At 69.2% G+C, this 15,113-nt stretch carries 15 protein-coding genes; 10 read left to right on the top strand and 5 right to left on the bottom strand.

The window, feature by feature from the left end; translation table 11 throughout:
- The first annotated feature begins 123 nt into the window (after window positions 1-123).
- Both ACLQ2O_RS35500 and ACLQ2O_RS35495 read left to right on the top strand, forming a co-directional pair.
- Window positions 124-1,536, top strand: a complete 1,413-nt coding sequence (locus ACLQ2O_RS35500; RefSeq protein ID WP_425840924.1) for a hypothetical protein — start codon at window positions 124-126, stop codon at window positions 1,534-1,536.
- Window positions 1,537-1,544: 8 nt separating this feature from the next.
- Entirely contained in the window at window positions 1,545-1,769 is a 225-nt protein-coding gene (locus tag ACLQ2O_RS35495) for a hypothetical protein (protein ID WP_425840921.1), read from the top strand.
- A 75-nt stretch (window positions 1,770-1,844) separates the two neighbouring features.
- On the opposite strand, the gene ACLQ2O_RS35490 is transcribed toward ACLQ2O_RS35495, so the two are convergent.
- A complete protein-coding gene (locus ACLQ2O_RS35490; protein WP_425840918.1) occupies window positions 1,845-2,489 on the bottom strand; it encodes an ACT domain-containing protein in 645 nt (214 codons plus the stop codon).
- Window positions 2,490-2,726: 237 nt separating this feature from the next.
- Here ACLQ2O_RS35490 and gatC point away from each other — a divergent pair, with 237 nt between their 5' ends.
- The 3 genes from gatC to gatB are packed head-to-tail and all read left to right on the top strand — an operon-like array spanning window position 2,727 to window position 6,021.
- Window positions 2,727-3,023, top strand: coding sequence for an Asp-tRNA(Asn)/Glu-tRNA(Gln) amidotransferase subunit GatC (gene gatC, locus ACLQ2O_RS35485; RefSeq protein ID WP_425840916.1), 297 nt, complete (start codon window positions 2,727-2,729; stop codon window positions 3,021-3,023).
- Window positions 3,023-4,528 (top strand): Asp-tRNA(Asn)/Glu-tRNA(Gln) amidotransferase subunit GatA, encoded by a 1,506-nt coding sequence (gatA, locus tag ACLQ2O_RS35480; protein ID WP_425840913.1) that lies wholly within the window; start codon window positions 3,023-3,025, stop codon window positions 4,526-4,528. The genes gatC and gatA overlap by 1 nt, the downstream gene beginning before the upstream one ends.
- Window positions 4,525-6,021, top strand: a complete 1,497-nt coding sequence (gene gatB, locus ACLQ2O_RS35475; RefSeq protein WP_425840910.1) for an Asp-tRNA(Asn)/Glu-tRNA(Gln) amidotransferase subunit GatB — start codon at window positions 4,525-4,527, stop codon at window positions 6,019-6,021. The genes gatA and gatB overlap by 4 nt, the downstream gene beginning before the upstream one ends.
- 51 nt (window positions 6,022-6,072) lie before the next feature.
- Here gatB and ACLQ2O_RS35470 read toward each other — a convergent pair whose 3' ends face one another.
- Window positions 6,073-6,507, bottom strand: coding sequence for a hypothetical protein (locus tag ACLQ2O_RS35470; protein ID WP_425840907.1), 435 nt, complete (start codon window positions 6,505-6,507; stop codon window positions 6,073-6,075).
- 96 nt (window positions 6,508-6,603) lie between these two features.
- A complete protein-coding gene (locus ACLQ2O_RS35465) occupies window positions 6,604-7,737 on the bottom strand; it encodes a PQQ-dependent sugar dehydrogenase (protein WP_425840905.1) in 1,134 nt (377 codons plus the stop codon).
- A gap of 179 nt (window positions 7,738-7,916) precedes the next feature.
- On the opposite strand from ACLQ2O_RS35465, the gene ACLQ2O_RS35460 reads away from it, so the two are divergent.
- Entirely contained in the window at window positions 7,917-9,263 is a 1,347-nt protein-coding gene (locus ACLQ2O_RS35460) for a hypothetical protein (RefSeq protein WP_425840902.1), read from the top strand.
- Window positions 9,264-9,276: 13 nt separating this feature from the next.
- Here ACLQ2O_RS35460 and ACLQ2O_RS35455 read toward each other — a convergent pair whose 3' ends face one another.
- Together ACLQ2O_RS35455 and ACLQ2O_RS35450 are read right to left on the bottom strand one after the other, a co-directional pair.
- Window positions 9,277-10,563, bottom strand: coding sequence for a class I SAM-dependent methyltransferase (locus tag ACLQ2O_RS35455; RefSeq protein ID WP_425840899.1), 1,287 nt, complete (start codon window positions 10,561-10,563; stop codon window positions 9,277-9,279).
- The gene (locus ACLQ2O_RS35450) at window positions 10,560-11,939 is read right to left on the bottom strand and encodes an FAD-binding oxidoreductase (protein WP_425840896.1); all 1,380 of its coding nucleotides are present in this window, start codon (window positions 11,937-11,939) and stop codon (window positions 10,560-10,562) included. The genes ACLQ2O_RS35455 and ACLQ2O_RS35450 overlap by 4 nt, the downstream gene beginning before the upstream one ends.
- Window positions 11,940-12,160: 221 nt before the next feature.
- Here ACLQ2O_RS35450 and ACLQ2O_RS35445 point away from each other — a divergent pair, with 221 nt between their 5' ends.
- The 4 genes from ACLQ2O_RS35445 to ACLQ2O_RS35430 are packed head-to-tail and all read left to right on the top strand — an operon-like array spanning window position 12,161 to window position 15,050.
- Window positions 12,161-13,090: a 2-hydroxyacid dehydrogenase gene (locus ACLQ2O_RS35445; RefSeq protein ID WP_425840893.1), complete on the top strand. Its 930-nt coding sequence runs from the start codon at window positions 12,161-12,163 to the stop codon at window positions 13,088-13,090.
- 16 nt (window positions 13,091-13,106) lie between these two features.
- Window positions 13,107-14,195: a WD40/YVTN/BNR-like repeat-containing protein gene (locus ACLQ2O_RS35440; protein WP_425840890.1), complete on the top strand. Its 1,089-nt coding sequence runs from the start codon at window positions 13,107-13,109 to the stop codon at window positions 14,193-14,195.
- Window positions 14,192-14,467, top strand: a complete 276-nt coding sequence (locus tag ACLQ2O_RS35435; RefSeq protein ID WP_425840887.1) for a ubiquitin-like small modifier protein 1 — start codon at window positions 14,192-14,194, stop codon at window positions 14,465-14,467. The genes ACLQ2O_RS35440 and ACLQ2O_RS35435 overlap by 4 nt, the downstream gene beginning before the upstream one ends.
- 43 nt (window positions 14,468-14,510) lie before the next feature.
- Window positions 14,511-15,050: an AAA family ATPase gene (locus ACLQ2O_RS35430; protein WP_425840884.1), complete on the top strand. Its 540-nt coding sequence runs from the start codon at window positions 14,511-14,513 to the stop codon at window positions 15,048-15,050.
- The last annotated feature ends 63 nt before the right edge of the window (window positions 15,051-15,113 follow it).

The raw sequence follows: 15,113 nt of genomic DNA, 5'->3' as shown, positions 1-15,113 counted from the left end.
CTAGCTCGGTACGCCGTTTCCGCTGTGGAACAAAGCATTTTCCGATGGATGGATCCGTTGTGGGGCCTGGACCGTCGGACTGTTAACTTTGCACGTCGACACGTGGGTCACTAAGGAGCGAATATGACTACGCCGCCACAAGGACCGTGGGGTCCTGGGCAGCCGGGGGGCCAGCCGGGCGGGCAGCAAGGGGGAAACCAGGGGCAAGGTGGCTGGGGACAACAGCAGCCGCCCCAGGACGGTGGTGGCTGGGGACAGCGCCCACCGCAGCAGGGCCAGCCGCCGCAAGGCCAGCCCCCTCAGGGTCAGCCTCCGCAGCAGGGCGGCTGGGGACAGCAGCCCGGGCAGCAGCAGCCTGGCCAGCCTCCGCAGCAGGGCCAGCAGCCTGGTTGGGGCCAGCAGCAGAGCGGCGGGTACCAGCAGCAGCCGTGGAGCCAGCAGAAGCCTCAGCAGGCCGGCTGGCACCAGCAGCAGGGCGGTCAGCAGCCCTGGCAGCCCAACGGTCCGGGTGGCTCCGGTGGTGGCAAGGACAAGATGCCGCTCTTCATCGGCGGCGGCATCGTCGGCATCCTGGTGATCGGCCTGCTGGTCTTCGTCGGGATCAAGGCGCTCGGCGGTGACGACGACGAGCCGACCACGCAGCCGACGAACTCCCAGCCGACCGATGGTCCGGAGACGCCGGGCGGTGACCCGACCGCTCCGGCCGGTGCGCTGGGGGAGGCGACCGGTCAGGCCAAGGCGGCGACCGACAAGCTCCAGTCCGACGGGTACCAGTGCAGCGACCTGTTCAACGGGGCGCAGGGTGCTCACCGCGGTTGCTTCAAGCTCGACGGTGCGACCGAGGCCGAGACGGTGTTCCAGTTCCAGTCCGACGGCACGATCGTCGCCGTACTGATCAAGTCGACGAACGACGACAACGTCAACAACGCCGGCGTCACCTTCGACGCCGCGCTGCAGGCGCTCGGCAACGACACCTTCGGTGGGTCCGAGGTCGCCAAGGTGCAGCAGGCGGTGAAGAACGGCCAGAAGACGCAGAAGGTCGGCAGCACCTGGGGCGAGTTCTCGCTGCGCAACAACGGCGACACCATCCAGGTCGGTGGCAAGAAGTCCGGCGCGGACGAGCTCGACCTGCCGCGCAAGGAGTTCCAGACCACCCAGGCGACGATGGTCGCCGGGCTGAAGGCGAAGAAGTACGACTGCAAGTCCGGTCTGACCTGCCGCAAGACCCTCGGCAAGTACGGATCGTTGTCGGTGCTCGGATTCGGATCGACCGGTGGCGGGCTGCGCTCGTTCCAGATGCGGGCCTCGGGTGACCTCGAGGACGTGAAGGGCGGCGGTGCGGCGGTGTTCGCCGACGGGCTGGCGGTGCTGAAGGGGCCGGACGTCGCGGCGCTGAAGGCGTTCGTCGACGCTCGCAACGACGGCAAGTCGTACACTGCTTACGTGTCCGGCTGGCGGGTCGAGATCCTCGCCGACACCGACGACACCTACGGATCGCGGTCCGTCGAGTTCTCGTACGAGTCGTTCTACGTCTGAGGGACCAGGTGAAGTTCGAGCCGGAGAAGCGTGAGTCGCGGGCGGTGGCCAAGCCGCCGCCCGAGGCGCTGCAGCGTGTCGACGGCGGCGGCGCCTGGGGGCCGACCCAGTTCGAGCTTCCCGCGGGTGACGGCAAGAACATCACCGCGATCCTGGTCACCGCGCTGGCCGGCGGGCTCGTCCTGCTGGCCATCGTCGGGCTCGGCGCGCTGGCGTACTTCGAACTGCGCTGAGCTTTCGCGATCACGCGAGCTTTCTCGATCACGCAAAAGCCCCTCACACCTGGTGTGAGGGGGCTTTCGGTGTGGCTACGCGGTCGCGTGGATCGTCACGGCGAGGTTGGCCAGATAGCTGAGCCGGGCCACCTCGGAGCCGAGGAACTCGGGTCCACCGCGGCGGCCGATCACGAGCACCCGGCGGTCGGACTCCAGCGGGGCGGCGACCAGCACCGACTCGACCAGGCCCTTGTGGTCCGGGGCGGCCAGCGTCGTCGCCTTCGCCAGCGGCAGCCACTGGTCGACCAGGTCGCCGAACTCCGGCGTCGCGCTGGTCTCCAGCGCGACCTTCACTTCGCCGCCGGTGCCGTCCAGCAGCGCGGCCCAGTCGGCGTGCAGCACCGAGGGCGACTGCTCGACCAGGATGTCGATCGCCTCGGCCGGTGCGGACGTCATCTGCTCGACGGCCTCGAGGTCCATGTGCAGGCCACCGCCCGCGCCGTACCGCGAGAACCAGATCACCTCGACGTCTTCGACGCTGTTGCAGGCCGAGACCAGACGGTCGGGCAGAACGCCGGGCGGGAGGTCGACCACGATGTCGTCGACGGCCGTGCCGTTCTCGCGGCGGTGCTCGACGATCTCGATCGCGTGGATGTCGGCGTCGACCTCACCGAGGGCGGTCGCCACCGTGCCGAGCGAACCGGGGCGGTCCGGGATGATCAATCGCAGCAGGAACACCGAACGATCATCTCCCAGCCCAAAACCACGCAAGTTACGCCCTGTCGCGGCCAATGTTACAGAGCGGAGCAAAGAGACACGCCACCGGTGCTCCATCTGGTGAACCTCGCTGGGTTGTCCACAGCATCGGGCAGCAGGCAACACAGCCGTCACGACGGACCTCTAGGATGGCTCAGGTGCCACTCCAAACCTCCGAGTGGTGCTTTGTTTAGCAACTGCAGACATTGGATGCCCTTCATGCCATCGATTACCCGCGAAGAGGTCGCGCACCTAGCGCGACTGGCGCGGATCGAGCTCTCCGACGACGAGCTCGACCACCTCGCACCGCAGCTCGACCAGATCATCGCGCTGGTCGGGCAGGTCAGCGAGGTGGCCGCGGACGACATCCCGCCGACCTCGCACGCCCTGCCGCTCACGAACGTGATGCGGGACGACGTGAACGTGCCGTGCCTGACGCCGGAGCAGGCCCTGTCCGGCGCGCCGGCCGCGGAGGAGCAGCGATTCCGGGTGCCGCGGATCCTGGAGGAGGACTGATGGGTGACCTGATCCGCAAGACAGCGGTCGAGCTGTCGGAGCTGATGACGTCCGGTGAGGCCAGCGCGGTGGAGATCACCCAGGCACACCTGGACCGCATCGGTGCCGTCGACGGTGCCGTGCACGCGTTCCTGCACGTCGATACCGAGGGCGCGCTGGCGCAGGCCGCGGCCGTCGACAAGAAGCGTGCCGCCGGGGAGAAGCTCGGCCCGCTGGCCGGCGTACCGCTGGCGCTGAAGGACGTGCTGACCCAGGACGGCATCCCGACGACCGCCGGGTCGAAGATGCTCGAGGGCTGGAAGCCGCCGTACGACGCGACCGTCGTGCAGCGGTTGAAGGCGGCCGGGGTCGTGATCCTCGGCAAGACCAACATGGACGAGTTCGCGATGGGGTCCTCGACCGAGAACTCGGCGTACGGCACCACGCACAACCCGTGGGACCTGAACCGGATCCCCGGTGGCTCCGGCGGCGGTTCGTCGGCGGCCATCTCGGCGTACGAGGCACCGCTCGCGATCGGCACGGACACCGGTGGCTCGATCCGCCAGCCGGGTGCGTTCACCGGCACGGTCGGCGTCAAGCCGACGTACGGCGGCACCTCGCGGTACGGGCTGATCGCGCTCGCCTCCAGCCTGGACACACCTGGTCCGTGCGCGCGGACGACGCTCGACGCGGCGCTGCTGCACGAGGTGATCGCCGGGTACGACGCGATGGACTCGACCTCGATCAACCAGCCGGTCCCGGCGGTTGTCGACGCGGCGCGCCGGGCCGACGTGGCCGGTCTGCGGATCGGTGTCGTCAAGGAGCTCGGCGGTGACGGGTACCAGCCGGGGGTCGAGGCGCGCTTCCACGAGGCGGTCGAGCTGCTCACCAAGCTCGGCGCCGAGGTGGTCGAGGTGTCCTGCCCGCACTTCCAGTACGCGCTGCCGGCGTACTACCTGATCCTGCCGAGCGAGGCCTCGTCCAACCTGGCCAAGTTCGACGCGATGCGGTACGGGCTGCGGGTCGGCGACGACGGCGAGAACAGCGCGGAGCGGGTGATGAACCTGACCCGTGAGGCCGGCTTCGGCGCGGAGGTCAAGCGCCGGATCATGCTCGGCACGCACGCGCTGTCGAGCGGCTACTACGACGCGTACTACGGCCAGGCACAGAAGGTGCGCACGCTGATCGCGCGCGACTTCGAGAAGGCCTACGAGCAGGTCGACGTGCTGGTCTCGCCGGCCACGCCGACGACCGCGTTCGCGATCGGCGACCGGGTGAACGACCCGATCGCGATGTACAAGAACGACCTGTGCACGATCCCGTCCAACCTGGCCGGCAACGCGGCCGCGTCGTTCCCGTGCGGCCTGGCCGACGAGGACGGCATGCCGGTCGGCTTCCACGTGATGGCGCCGGTGATGCGTGACGAGCTGCTCTACCAGGTCGGTGGCGCGCTCGAGGCCGCGCTGGCCGAGCAGTGGGGCGGCGTCCTGATGTCCAAGGCTCCGGAGCTGGAGGTGACCCGATGACCGCCGCGGTTTTCGCGATAGAAGATGCGCTCGCGCAGTACGACCCGGTGCTCGGTCTCGAGGTCCACGTCGAGCTGAACACCAACTCGAAGATGTTCTGCGGCTGCCCGACCGTGTTCGGCGCCCCGCCGAACACGCAGACCTGCCCGGTCTGCCTCGGTCTGCCCGGCGCGCTCCCGGTCGTCAACCGGAAGGCCGTCGAGGCGGCGATCAAGATCGGCCTCGCTCTGAACTGCGAGATCGCCGAGTGGTGCCGGTTCGCCCGGAAGAACTACTTCTACCCGGACATGCCGAAGAACTTCCAGACCTCGCAGTACGACGAGCCGATCGCGTTCGACGGCTGGACCGAGGTCGTCGTCGACGGCGAGACGTACCGGATCGAGATCGAGCGCGCGCACATGGAGGAGGACACCGGCAAGTCCACCCACGTGGGTGGCGCGACCGGCCGGATCCACGGCGCCTCGCACTCGCTGGTCGACTACAACCGGGCCGGCATCCCGTTGATCGAGATCGTCACCCGCACGATCGAGGTCGCGCCGGAGAAGGCGGCGGCGGTCGCCCGGGCGTACGTGAGCATGCTGCGTGACCTGCTGCTCGCGCTGGACGTGTCCGACGTCCGGATGGACCAGGGCTCGCTGCGCTGCGACGCCAACGTCTCGCTGAAGCCGCACGGCTCGACGGTGCTGGGCACGCGGACCGAGACCAAGAACGTGAACTCGTTCCGCTCGGTCGAGCGGGCGGTGACCTACGAGATCACCCGGCAGGCCGCCGTACTGGCGTCGGGGGAGAAGGTCCTGCAGGAGACACGGCACTGGCACGAGGACACCGGCGTCACCACGTCCGGCCGGGAGAAGTCGGACGCCGACGACTACCGGTACTTCCCCGAGCCGGACCTGGTCCCGGTCGCGCCGTCGCGCGAGTGGGTCGAGGAGCTGCGCGCGACGCTGCCCGAGGCACCGTCGACGCGTCGCGTCCGGCTGCAGGAGAAGTGGGGCTTCACCGACCTGGAGATGCGCGACGTCATCAACGGCAACGCGCTGGAGCTGGTGGTCGGCACGGTTGAGCTCGGGGTCAGCGCGGCCGCCGCGAAGAAGTGGTGGCTGGGTGAGCTGGCTCGTGCTGCCAACGAGTCGGGTCAGGAGCTGGGCTCGCTGGGGGTCGGTGCGGCTGAGGTCGCCGAGGTGCAGAAGCTGGTCGACGACGGTGCGCTGAACGACAAGCTCGCTCGTCAGGTCTTCGACGGCCTGGTGAAGGGCGAGGGCACGCCGGCGCAGATCATCGAGGCCCGCGGGCTCGCGCTGGTCTCCGACGACTCCGCGCTGATCGAGGCCATCGACCGCGCGATCGCGGCGAACCCGGACGTGGTGGAGAAGGTCAACTCCGGCAAGCCCGCCGCCGCGGGTGCGCTGATCGGCGCCGTGATGAAGGACCTGCGCGGCCAGGGCGACGCGGCAAAGGTCCGCGAACTGCTGAACGCCAAGCTCGGGATCTAGTACTACGTGCTGATGGACCCCAGGGAGTGATCCCTGGGGTCCGTCGGTCTGTCAGGCCGCTTCCTGGTGATGCAGGTCCGGGGGAGTGGTGAGCAGCTTCTTCGCCACGGCGACGTCAGCCGGCGCGCAGCGCACCTCGTACTCGGTCGGACGGACCTCACTCGCTGCCGCCTCCGGGCGGTTGTGCACGAGCGCCTTGAAGAAGCCGACCAGGGCGCCCAGGATCGCGCCGTACACAAGTCCCCAGAACACGACGACCAGCCCGGTCATGCTCGTGTCGGCGACCAGCGTCACGAACACACCGAGGGCCAGCCCCAGCGCCGCACCGGACAGCGCGCTGAACCCACTGGCCCGCGCGATCTTGCCGTTGCGTCTGTCCACCATGCGCAGTCCGGCGCCGGTGATCTCCAGCTGTCTCATCCCGTAGGACCTCAGCTGGTCGACGGTGCGCACTGCGTCCTCGTACCGCTCCGTCGACGTGATCACGCTGGATTCCAGTGGCGCCTGATGAGGCACAGCGTCTCCCCTCCCTGAGTGTGTGTGCTTCCACTAGTACCAGGTGAGAGAAAATTCCATGCATCGTCAGCGGCTGATGGTCACCCGCAGGATCCGGTCGTCGCCGTCCTGTACGTCGCCGCGCCCGTCGGTGTTCGACGTCGTCACCCACAACGACCCGTCCGGCGCGGCCTCGACGGTCCGCAAACGCCCGTACTGGTTGGTGAAGAACGCCACCGGCTCACCCGTCCGCTTGCCGTCGGCAACGGGAATCGCCCACAGCCGTTCGCCGCGGAGACCGGCCATGAACACGTGCCCCTGCGCGACCGCGATCCCCGACGGCGACGCGTCGTCGGTCTTCCACTGCGCGATCGGGTCGACCATGCCGTCCAGCTTGCTGATCCCCTCGGCGCCCGGCCACCCGTAGTTGGCGCCGGCGGTGATCGTGTTCAGCTCGTCCCAGGTGTCCTGGCCGAACTCGGCGGCGTACAACTGGTCCTTGTCGAAGGCGAGCCCCTGGACGTTCCGGTGCCCCTTGGAGAACCACATCCGCCCTTGGGGATTGCCCGGCGCCGCCTTGCCGTCGGTCGTGATCCGGAGGATCTTCCCACCCAACGAGTCGTCGTTCTGCGAGTTCGGCCGGTCACTCCCGTCGCCGGTCCCGGCGTACAAGAATCCATCGGGCCCGAACCGCAACCGCCCACCGTTGTGCACAGCCGCCATCGGAATCCCGTCCAAGATGACCTGCTGCCCGCTGAGCCTGTTGCCCTGGTACGTCATCCGAGCAATCCGGTTGTCGTCGCCGGTCGAGTAGTAGACATAGACATACGGCCGCGTCGGGTACTGCGGATCCACCGCAATCCCCAGCAACCCACCCTCGGACGAGGCGTCCACTCCCTCGACGCTCCCCACCTCGGTCGCCCGACCACCGGCGACCCGCTTCACCTTCCCCGAGTCCCGCTCGGTCACCAAGGCCGACTTGTCCGGCAGAAACGCCAGCCCCCAAGGCACCTCGATCCCCGTAGCCACAGTCCCCGCCACCGCCAACTTCACCGGCCCCTGAGGCACCGCGCTGCTCGGGGCCGACGGCACCGGCGTACCGGACGGCGTCCCGCTACTGGTCACCGACGCCGAAGGCGAGGCAGCTCCCTCGCCGCCGCCCCCGTCCGAGCACCCAGCAGCCAACAACCCCACCGCCACCACCAGAGCCGCAGTACGCACGCCATCTCCTCCGAGTCGACAACCCACCACCCTCACTATCCCGAAGTACCCCCGAAAACCCCGCGAAAGCCGCGTCACCACCCGCCACCGGAGTTGCAGCTTTTGCCAGTTGTTGCGCCACTACCCACTCACGTAGCCTGCCGTGGCTCGGGGGAGCCGCCTTCACACACGAGGACCTCATGCGCTTCCGCCTGCTCTCAGCCGCCCTCCTGACCGCCGCCACCTGCGTCGCGGCCCCACTGTCCGCGTACGCCGCACCGCCGCGCCCCGCGCCGGAGCATCTGCAGACGGTCGGGCCGAACACGGCCTGCGTCCGCGGCGACGCCCACCCGTACATCGCCGACACCGCTCCCCGTCTGCAGACCTTCCTCCCCGAGGACCCGAACGGCCCGGCCCGCGCCAGTGCCCAGTTCCGCGTGGTCGACGTCGCCACCGGCAAGCGCGTCTTCACCGGCCAGAGCGACCTGAAGCTCGTCGGCTCGTGGGTCGAGACGCCCGGCCGACAGCCGCAGTTGGAGAACGGCAAGACCTACGCCTGGCAGGCCCGGATCTTCGACGGCACCGAGTACTCACCCTGGTCCCGCAAGTGCGAGCTCACCGTCGACACCGACCGGCCCGACGCCCCGGGCGTGACGATCACCCCCGAGGGTCCGTACCAGGTCGGTCAGACCGTCACGCTCGCCTTCAGCCCCACTAGTTCCACCGACGTCACGGCGTACGGGTACGGCGACCGCGACACCGCCGACGTCCGCATCCCCAGCACCCCCGCAACAGCTCAGTACACGTTCCGCGACGTCGGCCCGACCACAATCACCGTCTGGTCCTACGACCGGGCCGGCAATCCCAGCTCCCCGCCGGCCAAGCTGAACGTCGATGTCGCTCCGACCACGCCGGGCACCGGACTGTCGGCGCCGACTGCCGACCAGATGGCGACGATCGATCCGACGAGCAGTTGTGCGACCGGCGACGCGCGCCCGTACCTGCCGGGGACGAACCCGCGACTGCGCGTCCTGGTCCCGCGTGTGCAGGACGGCCCGAGTGTCAGCGTGCAGTTCCAGATGTCCGAGCTGGGCACCGGTGAGCAGGTGCTCGACGGACAGAGCCCGACGAAGGGGACCGGGTCCTGGTTCGAGCCCGAGACCACTCCCGCGCTGGAGAACGGGAAGACCTATGAATGGCACGCTCGGGTCTTCGACGGTACGAACTACACCGCCTGGTCGGACAGCTGTGAGCTCACGGTCGACACCGAGCGGCCGAACGCTCCCGGCCTGACGATCAGCCCGGAAGCGCCGTACCGCGTCGGGCAGGAGGTCACCCTGCACTTCACGAACGGCGGCTCCACGGACCTGACCAGCTACAGCTACGGGTTCTTCGGCGCCCCCACCGGTACGACGCCGGCAGGCACACCGGACGTCAAACTCACCCTGGCCGAGGCGGGCTGGCTGCGCCTCTCCGCCTGGAGCCGAGACCGCGCCGGCCTGATCAGCGACGAGACAGCAACAGAGCTGACGGTCACGCAGCAGTAGGCCGGACGGGCGCTCAGCTTCCCCACGTGGGGCGGAGGGGGAAGTGGGCGTTGGCCTGGTCGTCCAGCTTCACCGCGAGGATTTGGTGGAGTTGGGTGTTGTTGCGTTCGAAGCCGACTCGGCAGGCGGCCAAGTACAAGCCCCAGATCTTGGCTGTGGGGTAGCCGACTTCGGCGACCGCTTCGTCCCAGTGGGATTCGAGGTTTTCGGACCAACCGGCGAGGGTCAACGCGTAGTGCTCGCGGAGGTTTTCTTCGTGGCGGACTTCGAAGCCGGCGTCTTGGGCCTCGGCGATGATTCGGCCGGAGCCGATGAGTTCGCCGTCGGGGAAGATGTAGCGGTCGATGAAGGCGCCGGTGGAGCGGAAGCGGTTGTCGGGGCGGGTGATGGTGTGGTTGAGGAGCCGGCCGCCGGGCTTCAGGTGGTCCAGGAGGAAGCCGAAGTACGACGGGTAGTTGCGGACGCCGATGTGTTCGGTGAGGCCGATGGAGCTGATGGCGTCGAAGTCGGACTCAACCACGTCGCGGTAGTCGAGGAAGCGGACTTCGGCGAGGTCTTCCAGGCCTTCTTGCTTGATTGCGGCGGTGGCCCACTCGGCTTGGGCGGCCGACAGGGTGACGCCCAGAGCTCGTACGCCGTACTCGCGGGCGGCGTGGCGGACCATGCCGCCCCAGCCGCAGCCGACGTCCAGCAACCTTTGGCCGGGCTCGAGGTCCAGCTTGCGGGCCACCAGGTCGTACTTTTCGAACTGGGCTTCTTCCAAGGACGACACAACAGTGGGGAAGACCGCACACGTGTACGTCATGGAGGGGCCGAGGACGTACTCGTAGAAGGTGTTCGAGACGTCGTAGTGGTGGTGGATGGCGGCCTTGTCGCGGGTGCGGGAGTGGCGCAGGCCCTCGAAGGTCCGGCGCCACTTGGGGAGGTGCTCCTGCGGCGGGGGCGGCGGGGGCTTCAGGTGGGACCAGCCGAGGCCTCGGACGATGCGCAGGGCCTCCGACGGCGTGGGACGCTCGAAGTGGAGCTGGTTGAGCATCATGCGCATGAGGTCGTACGGGTTGCCGGGGTGGACGCCGGTGATCTCGAGGTCGCCCTGGACGTAGGCGCGGACCATGCCGAGGTCGCCGGGCGCGGTGAGGATGTAGGACAGGCCGCGTTCGGTGGCCAGGTGCATGTGGATGGGGGAGTCCTCGGGGCCGGCCGCGCTGCCGTCGTAGGCGGTGAAGCGGAACGGGAGGCCTTCGGGGGCCACGGCCGTGAGGGCCTGAGCGATCGAGATCTGCGTCGCGACTGTCGTCATCGGCGAGTCACCGCCTTTTCGTAGAGCCCGGTGAGGCGGGCGTTGGGGTCGTAGATGTTCTTGACTGCAGTGAGGGCCGGGACGTTGTAGAGGCGCTCGAAGGTTTCCCGGTCGTAGTAGGCGTCGGAGTACAGGGACTTGTGGCCGCCGAACTCGGCGACCGCCGCCTCGATGCGGCGGTTCACGTCGCCGTCGGCCGCGCCCGGGGCGATCGCGACCGTGCCCCAGAAGCCGACGTTGACGTAGGTGACGGACGAAGCCAGCGGGTAGAGCGGCCAGGTGTCGGTGCCCCGCAGGCGCAGCGGGCACAGCCAGACCGGCCGCATGCCGACCTCGGCGTCGAACCAGCGGAGGAAGTCGGCGAGGCGCGAAACGGGGATCTCCACGTCCTGTACGACGCGCTCGCGGTCGGGGTTGCCGCGGCGCCGGTTCAGCCGGGCGGCGTACCCGTGGCGGTTCTCGAAGCCGATGATCCGGTGGTAGACGTCGCTGCGGCGAAGCCGTGAAGGCCACAGCCGACGGACCCACCGGTTCTGCGCGCCGAACGCGGCCGAGCACCAGAACCAGTCGGTGTCCCAGCGCCACAGGTAGTCGTGGGCGGTGAGGAAGTCGGTCGGGCGCTGCTGGATCGAGCGGTAGTAGATCTGCTGGCCCGTGTAGTCGCTCGTCGGTACGGCGGCGTCGCTGTTGCGGCCGAGGGTCAGGTACGCCTCCGTCGGGCTGAAGGCGACGCCGTCGACGAAGTGCACCGGCTCACCCTCGTACGTGCCCTGAGCAACGATCTCGTCGATCGCCGGGGCCAGTGCGTCCAGCCCCAGCCGGACGTGCCGCAGCGCGACGTACGGCGAGATGCGGTCGAGCTCGATCCGCAGGCGGGTGGCGTAGCCGAGCGTGCCGTACGAGTTCGGGAAGGTGCGGAACAGCGACGCGTGCTCGCCGGTCGGCCGCGCGGTGACGACCTCGCCGGCGCCGGTCAGGATGTCGAGCTCGAGCACGGACTCGTGCGGCAGGCCGGCCCGGAACGACGACGACTCGATGCCGAGGCCGGTCACGGCGCCACCGAGCGTGATCGTCTTCAGCTGCGGGACGACCATCGGGGTCAGGCCGTACGGCAGGGTGGCGGCGACCAGGTCCTCGTACGTGCACATGCCCTGGACGTCCGCCGTCCGGGCCTCGGGGTCGACCGAGATGACGCCGGTCAGCCCGGAGACGTCCAGGCCGGGCGTCTCGACCGCCGTTCGAGGGCGGAAGAGGTTCGAGCTGCGTTTGGCCAGGCGGACCGGTTCCCCGGGGGGAATGGCCTGGTAGGACGCTCGGAGACGTCCGACCGCCTGATCGTGTTCCACAGTCGAGGTCGAACCCGATGTCGAAGGCACCCAATCAGAGTACGACGGGAGTCGAACAACGGGCAGAAGAATTTCTTGCAACCGGATGTCGAGACGCTGCCGGCGGCTCCGACGTGACGTACGAGACAAGGAGGACCAGATGATCGACCTGAGGCCGGCCGGGCGTGTGCTGAGCGTGCCGTTGACGGATCGGCTGATCGGCATGACCGGGCGGTCGCCCGGCGTCGGTGGTGGCGAGTAGGTTTTCGGGTATGGCTGATTCGGTGATCACATGGCTGCCGTGGAAGGACCCGGCCGAGTTTCTCGGTGGGCTCCCGGAGCGGGTCGAGGCGACGTACTACGGCGGCGGCGAGCTGCCCGCGGAGCCTGACCAGGTCGAGTTCTACGTGCCCAGCTACATGGGCAGCTCCCAGGTCGTCGAGGTCATCCGTGAGATGCCGAATCTCAAGGTCGTCCAGACGCAGACCGCCGGGTTCGAGAACGTGCTGCCGCACCTGCCCGACGGCGTGACGCTGTGCAACGCGCGCGGCGTGCACGACGCGTCGACGGCGGAGCTGGCGGTCGGGCTGATCCTGGCGTCGTACCGGAGGATCCCGAAGGCGGTCGTCAACCAGCAGCAGGGGATCTGGCCGGCCGACGCCGGGATCGACGACTCGCTCGCCGATCGGACCGTGCTGATCCTCGGGTACGGGTCGATCGGCGAGGCGCTGGAGCGGCGGCTGGCCGGGTTCGAGTGCGACGTCATCCGGGTCGCGCGGCGGGCGCGGGAGGGCGTGCACCCGATCACCGAGCTGCCGGAGCTGCTGCCGCGCGCGGACGTCGTCGTACTGCTGACCCCGGCGACCGAGCAGACGAAGGGCCTGGTGGACGCGGAGTTCCTGGGCCGGATGAAGGACGGCGCCCTGCTGGTCAACGTGGCCCGCGGTGTCGTGGTGAACACCGACGACCTGGTCGCCGCGCTGCACAAGGGGCGAGTCCGCGCCGCGCTGGACGTGACCGATCCCGAGCCGTTGCCGGAAGGGCACCCGCTGTGGTCGGCGCCGAACGTGCTGATCATCCCGCACCGGGGTGGGGCCTCGACGGCGTTCCCGCCGCGGGTCGCGCGGCTGGTCCGGGCCCAGCTCGACCGGTACGTGAAGAAGGAACCGTTGATCAATGTGGTGGCAGGACCACCACGCTGAAACCTGGAGGACAAAGATGTCCGAGGCCGTACTGCTGATCGGGACCAAGAAGGGGCTCTGGATCGGGCGCAGCACCGCCGAGCGTCAGCTGTGGACGCTCGACGGGCCGCACTTCGAGATGCAGGGGATCTACTCCGTCGGCATCGACACCCGCGGCGATCGGCCGCGCCTGTTCGCCGGTGGGACCAGCGAGCACTGGGGCCCGGCCGTCTTCCACTCCGACGACCTCGGGCAGTCCTGGGCCGAGCCACCGGAGGGCTCGATCGGCTTCCCGAAGGACGCCGGCACCTCGGTCGAGCGCGTCTGGCAGATCCAGCCCGGGGCGCCCGAGGACAAGGACGTCGTGTACGCCGGCGCGCAGCCGTCGTCGCTGTGGAAGTCGACCGACGGCGGCGTGACCTTCGCGCTGGTCCGCGGCCTCTGGGACCACCCGCACCGCAAGGACTGGGGCGCCGGCTTCGGCGGCCAGGCGATCCACACCGTGCTGCCGCACCCGACCGACACCGGCCGGGTCAGCGTCGCGATGTCGACCGGCGGCGTCTACCAGACCGACGACGGCGGACAGACCTGGACGCCGGCCAACCACGGCATCAAGGCCCACTTCATGCCCGACCCGGACCCGGAGTTCGGCCAGTGCGTGCACAAGCTGGCCGGGCACCCCGAGGTGCCGGAGCGGATGTTCGCGCAGAACCATCACGGCGTGTACCGCTCCGACGACGGCGGCGCGATCTGGAAGTCGATCGCGGACGGCCTGCCCTCGGACTTCGGCTTCCCGATCGCCGTGCACCCGCACGAGCCGGAGACCGTGTACGTCTTCCCGCTGGTGGCCGACGGCAACCGGATCCCGACCGACGCCAAGTGCCGCGTCTACCGCTCGCGCGACGCGGGTGCGACCTGGGAGGCGCTGACCAAGGGCCTGCCCGACGTGCCGTCGTACGCGCCGGTGCTGCGGGACGCGCTCTGCACCGACACCGGTACGCCGGCCGGCGTGTACGTCGGGACGCGCGACGGGTGCGTCTACGCGAGCGCCGACGCGGGCGACAGCTGGACCGAGGTCGCGCGGCACCTGCCCGACGTACTGACTGTTCGGGCGGCCGTGCTGTGACGGTCCGGGTGAAGCTGCCGACGGTGCTGCAGCCGTTTGCGGGCGGCAACGAGAAGGTCGCGATCGAGGCGGCGACAGTCGGCGAGGCGTTCGCGAAAATCGAGCAGGAACATCCCGCGCTGCGGCGGCGGTTGACCGACGAGCAGGGCGCGCTACGGCGGCACGTCAACGTGTACCTCGGCAACGACAACATCCGCGATCTCGCCGGTCTCGACACCGAGCTGCCCGACGGCGCGGAGCTCTTGGTCCTGCCCAGCGTCGCGGGCGGCTGAAAAGGACTGTTGCTCGAGCAGCCCAACCGCTACCGTCCCGCCCATGACTGGGGAAGTGATCCTGCTGACCGGCTCGCCCGGGTCGGGGAAGACGACCGTGGCGGCGCTGGTCGCGACCGATGCCGCCGGGCCGGCCGTGTACCTGACGACCGACCTGTACTTCCGCGCGATCAAGACCGGTTTCGTCCCGCCGTACATGCCGGGCGCGCAGCAGCAGAACGAGGTCGTCGTCGACGCGATCGTCGCCACCGCCACGACGTACGCGCGCGGCGGGTACGACATCGTCGTCGACGGGATCATCGGCCCGTGGTTCCTCAAGCCGTACCGGGTCGCCGCGGAGCGCGACCAGCTCGCGCTCTCGTACGTCGTACTGCGGCCCGACCTCGCGACGACGCTGCGGCGCGCCCAGCAGCGGCCCGACACGGAGTTGAAGGACGTCGAAGCGATCAACGGCATGTACGACGCGTTCAAGGACCTCGGCGAGCTGGAGCGGCACGTCATCGACACCAGCGCGCTGGACGCGGAGCAGACCGCGGCCGAGGTCCGCGCGGCGGTCGCGTCGAAGCGGTACCGCCTGGCCTGAAACACCTTGCCGTCAAGGGTTCTGCAGCAAGCTGCAGAACGGGCGGGCGGGCCAGGAAGCGGC

Source organism: Kribbella sp. DT2 (genome assembly GCF_049844575.1).
In the GTDB taxonomy this organism is placed as follows: domain Bacteria; phylum Actinomycetota; class Actinomycetes; order Propionibacteriales; family Kribbellaceae; genus Kribbella.
Note: the sequence above shows the minus strand (reverse complement) of the source record. Positions and strands in the feature narration are given on the sequence as shown.

Excerpts from the sequence above, each read along its gene's own strand:
- ACLQ2O_RS35500 (WP_425840924.1), top strand. The coding sequence starts at position 124 with ATGACTACGCCGCCACAAGGACCGTGGGGTCCTGGGCAGCCGGGGGGC.
- gatC (WP_425840916.1), top strand. The coding sequence starts at position 2,727 with ATGCCATCGATTACCCGCGAAGAGGTCGCGCACCTAGCGCGACTGGCG.
- gatA (WP_425840913.1), top strand. The coding sequence starts at position 3,023 with ATGGGTGACCTGATCCGCAAGACAGCGGTCGAGCTGTCGGAGCTGATG.
- gatB (WP_425840910.1), top strand. The coding sequence starts at position 4,525 with ATGACCGCCGCGGTTTTCGCGATAGAAGATGCGCTCGCGCAGTACGAC.
- ACLQ2O_RS35460 (WP_425840902.1), top strand. The coding sequence starts at position 7,917 with ATGCGCTTCCGCCTGCTCTCAGCCGCCCTCCTGACCGCCGCCACCTGC.
- ACLQ2O_RS35455 (WP_425840899.1), bottom strand. The coding sequence starts at position 10,563 with ATGACGACAGTCGCGACGCAGATCTCGATCGCTCAGGCCCTCACGGCC.
- ACLQ2O_RS35445 (WP_425840893.1), top strand. The coding sequence starts at position 12,161 with ATGGCTGATTCGGTGATCACATGGCTGCCGTGGAAGGACCCGGCCGAG.
- ACLQ2O_RS35440 (WP_425840890.1), top strand. The coding sequence starts at position 13,107 with ATGTCCGAGGCCGTACTGCTGATCGGGACCAAGAAGGGGCTCTGGATC.
- ACLQ2O_RS35430 (WP_425840884.1), top strand. The coding sequence starts at position 14,511 with ATGACTGGGGAAGTGATCCTGCTGACCGGCTCGCCCGGGTCGGGGAAG.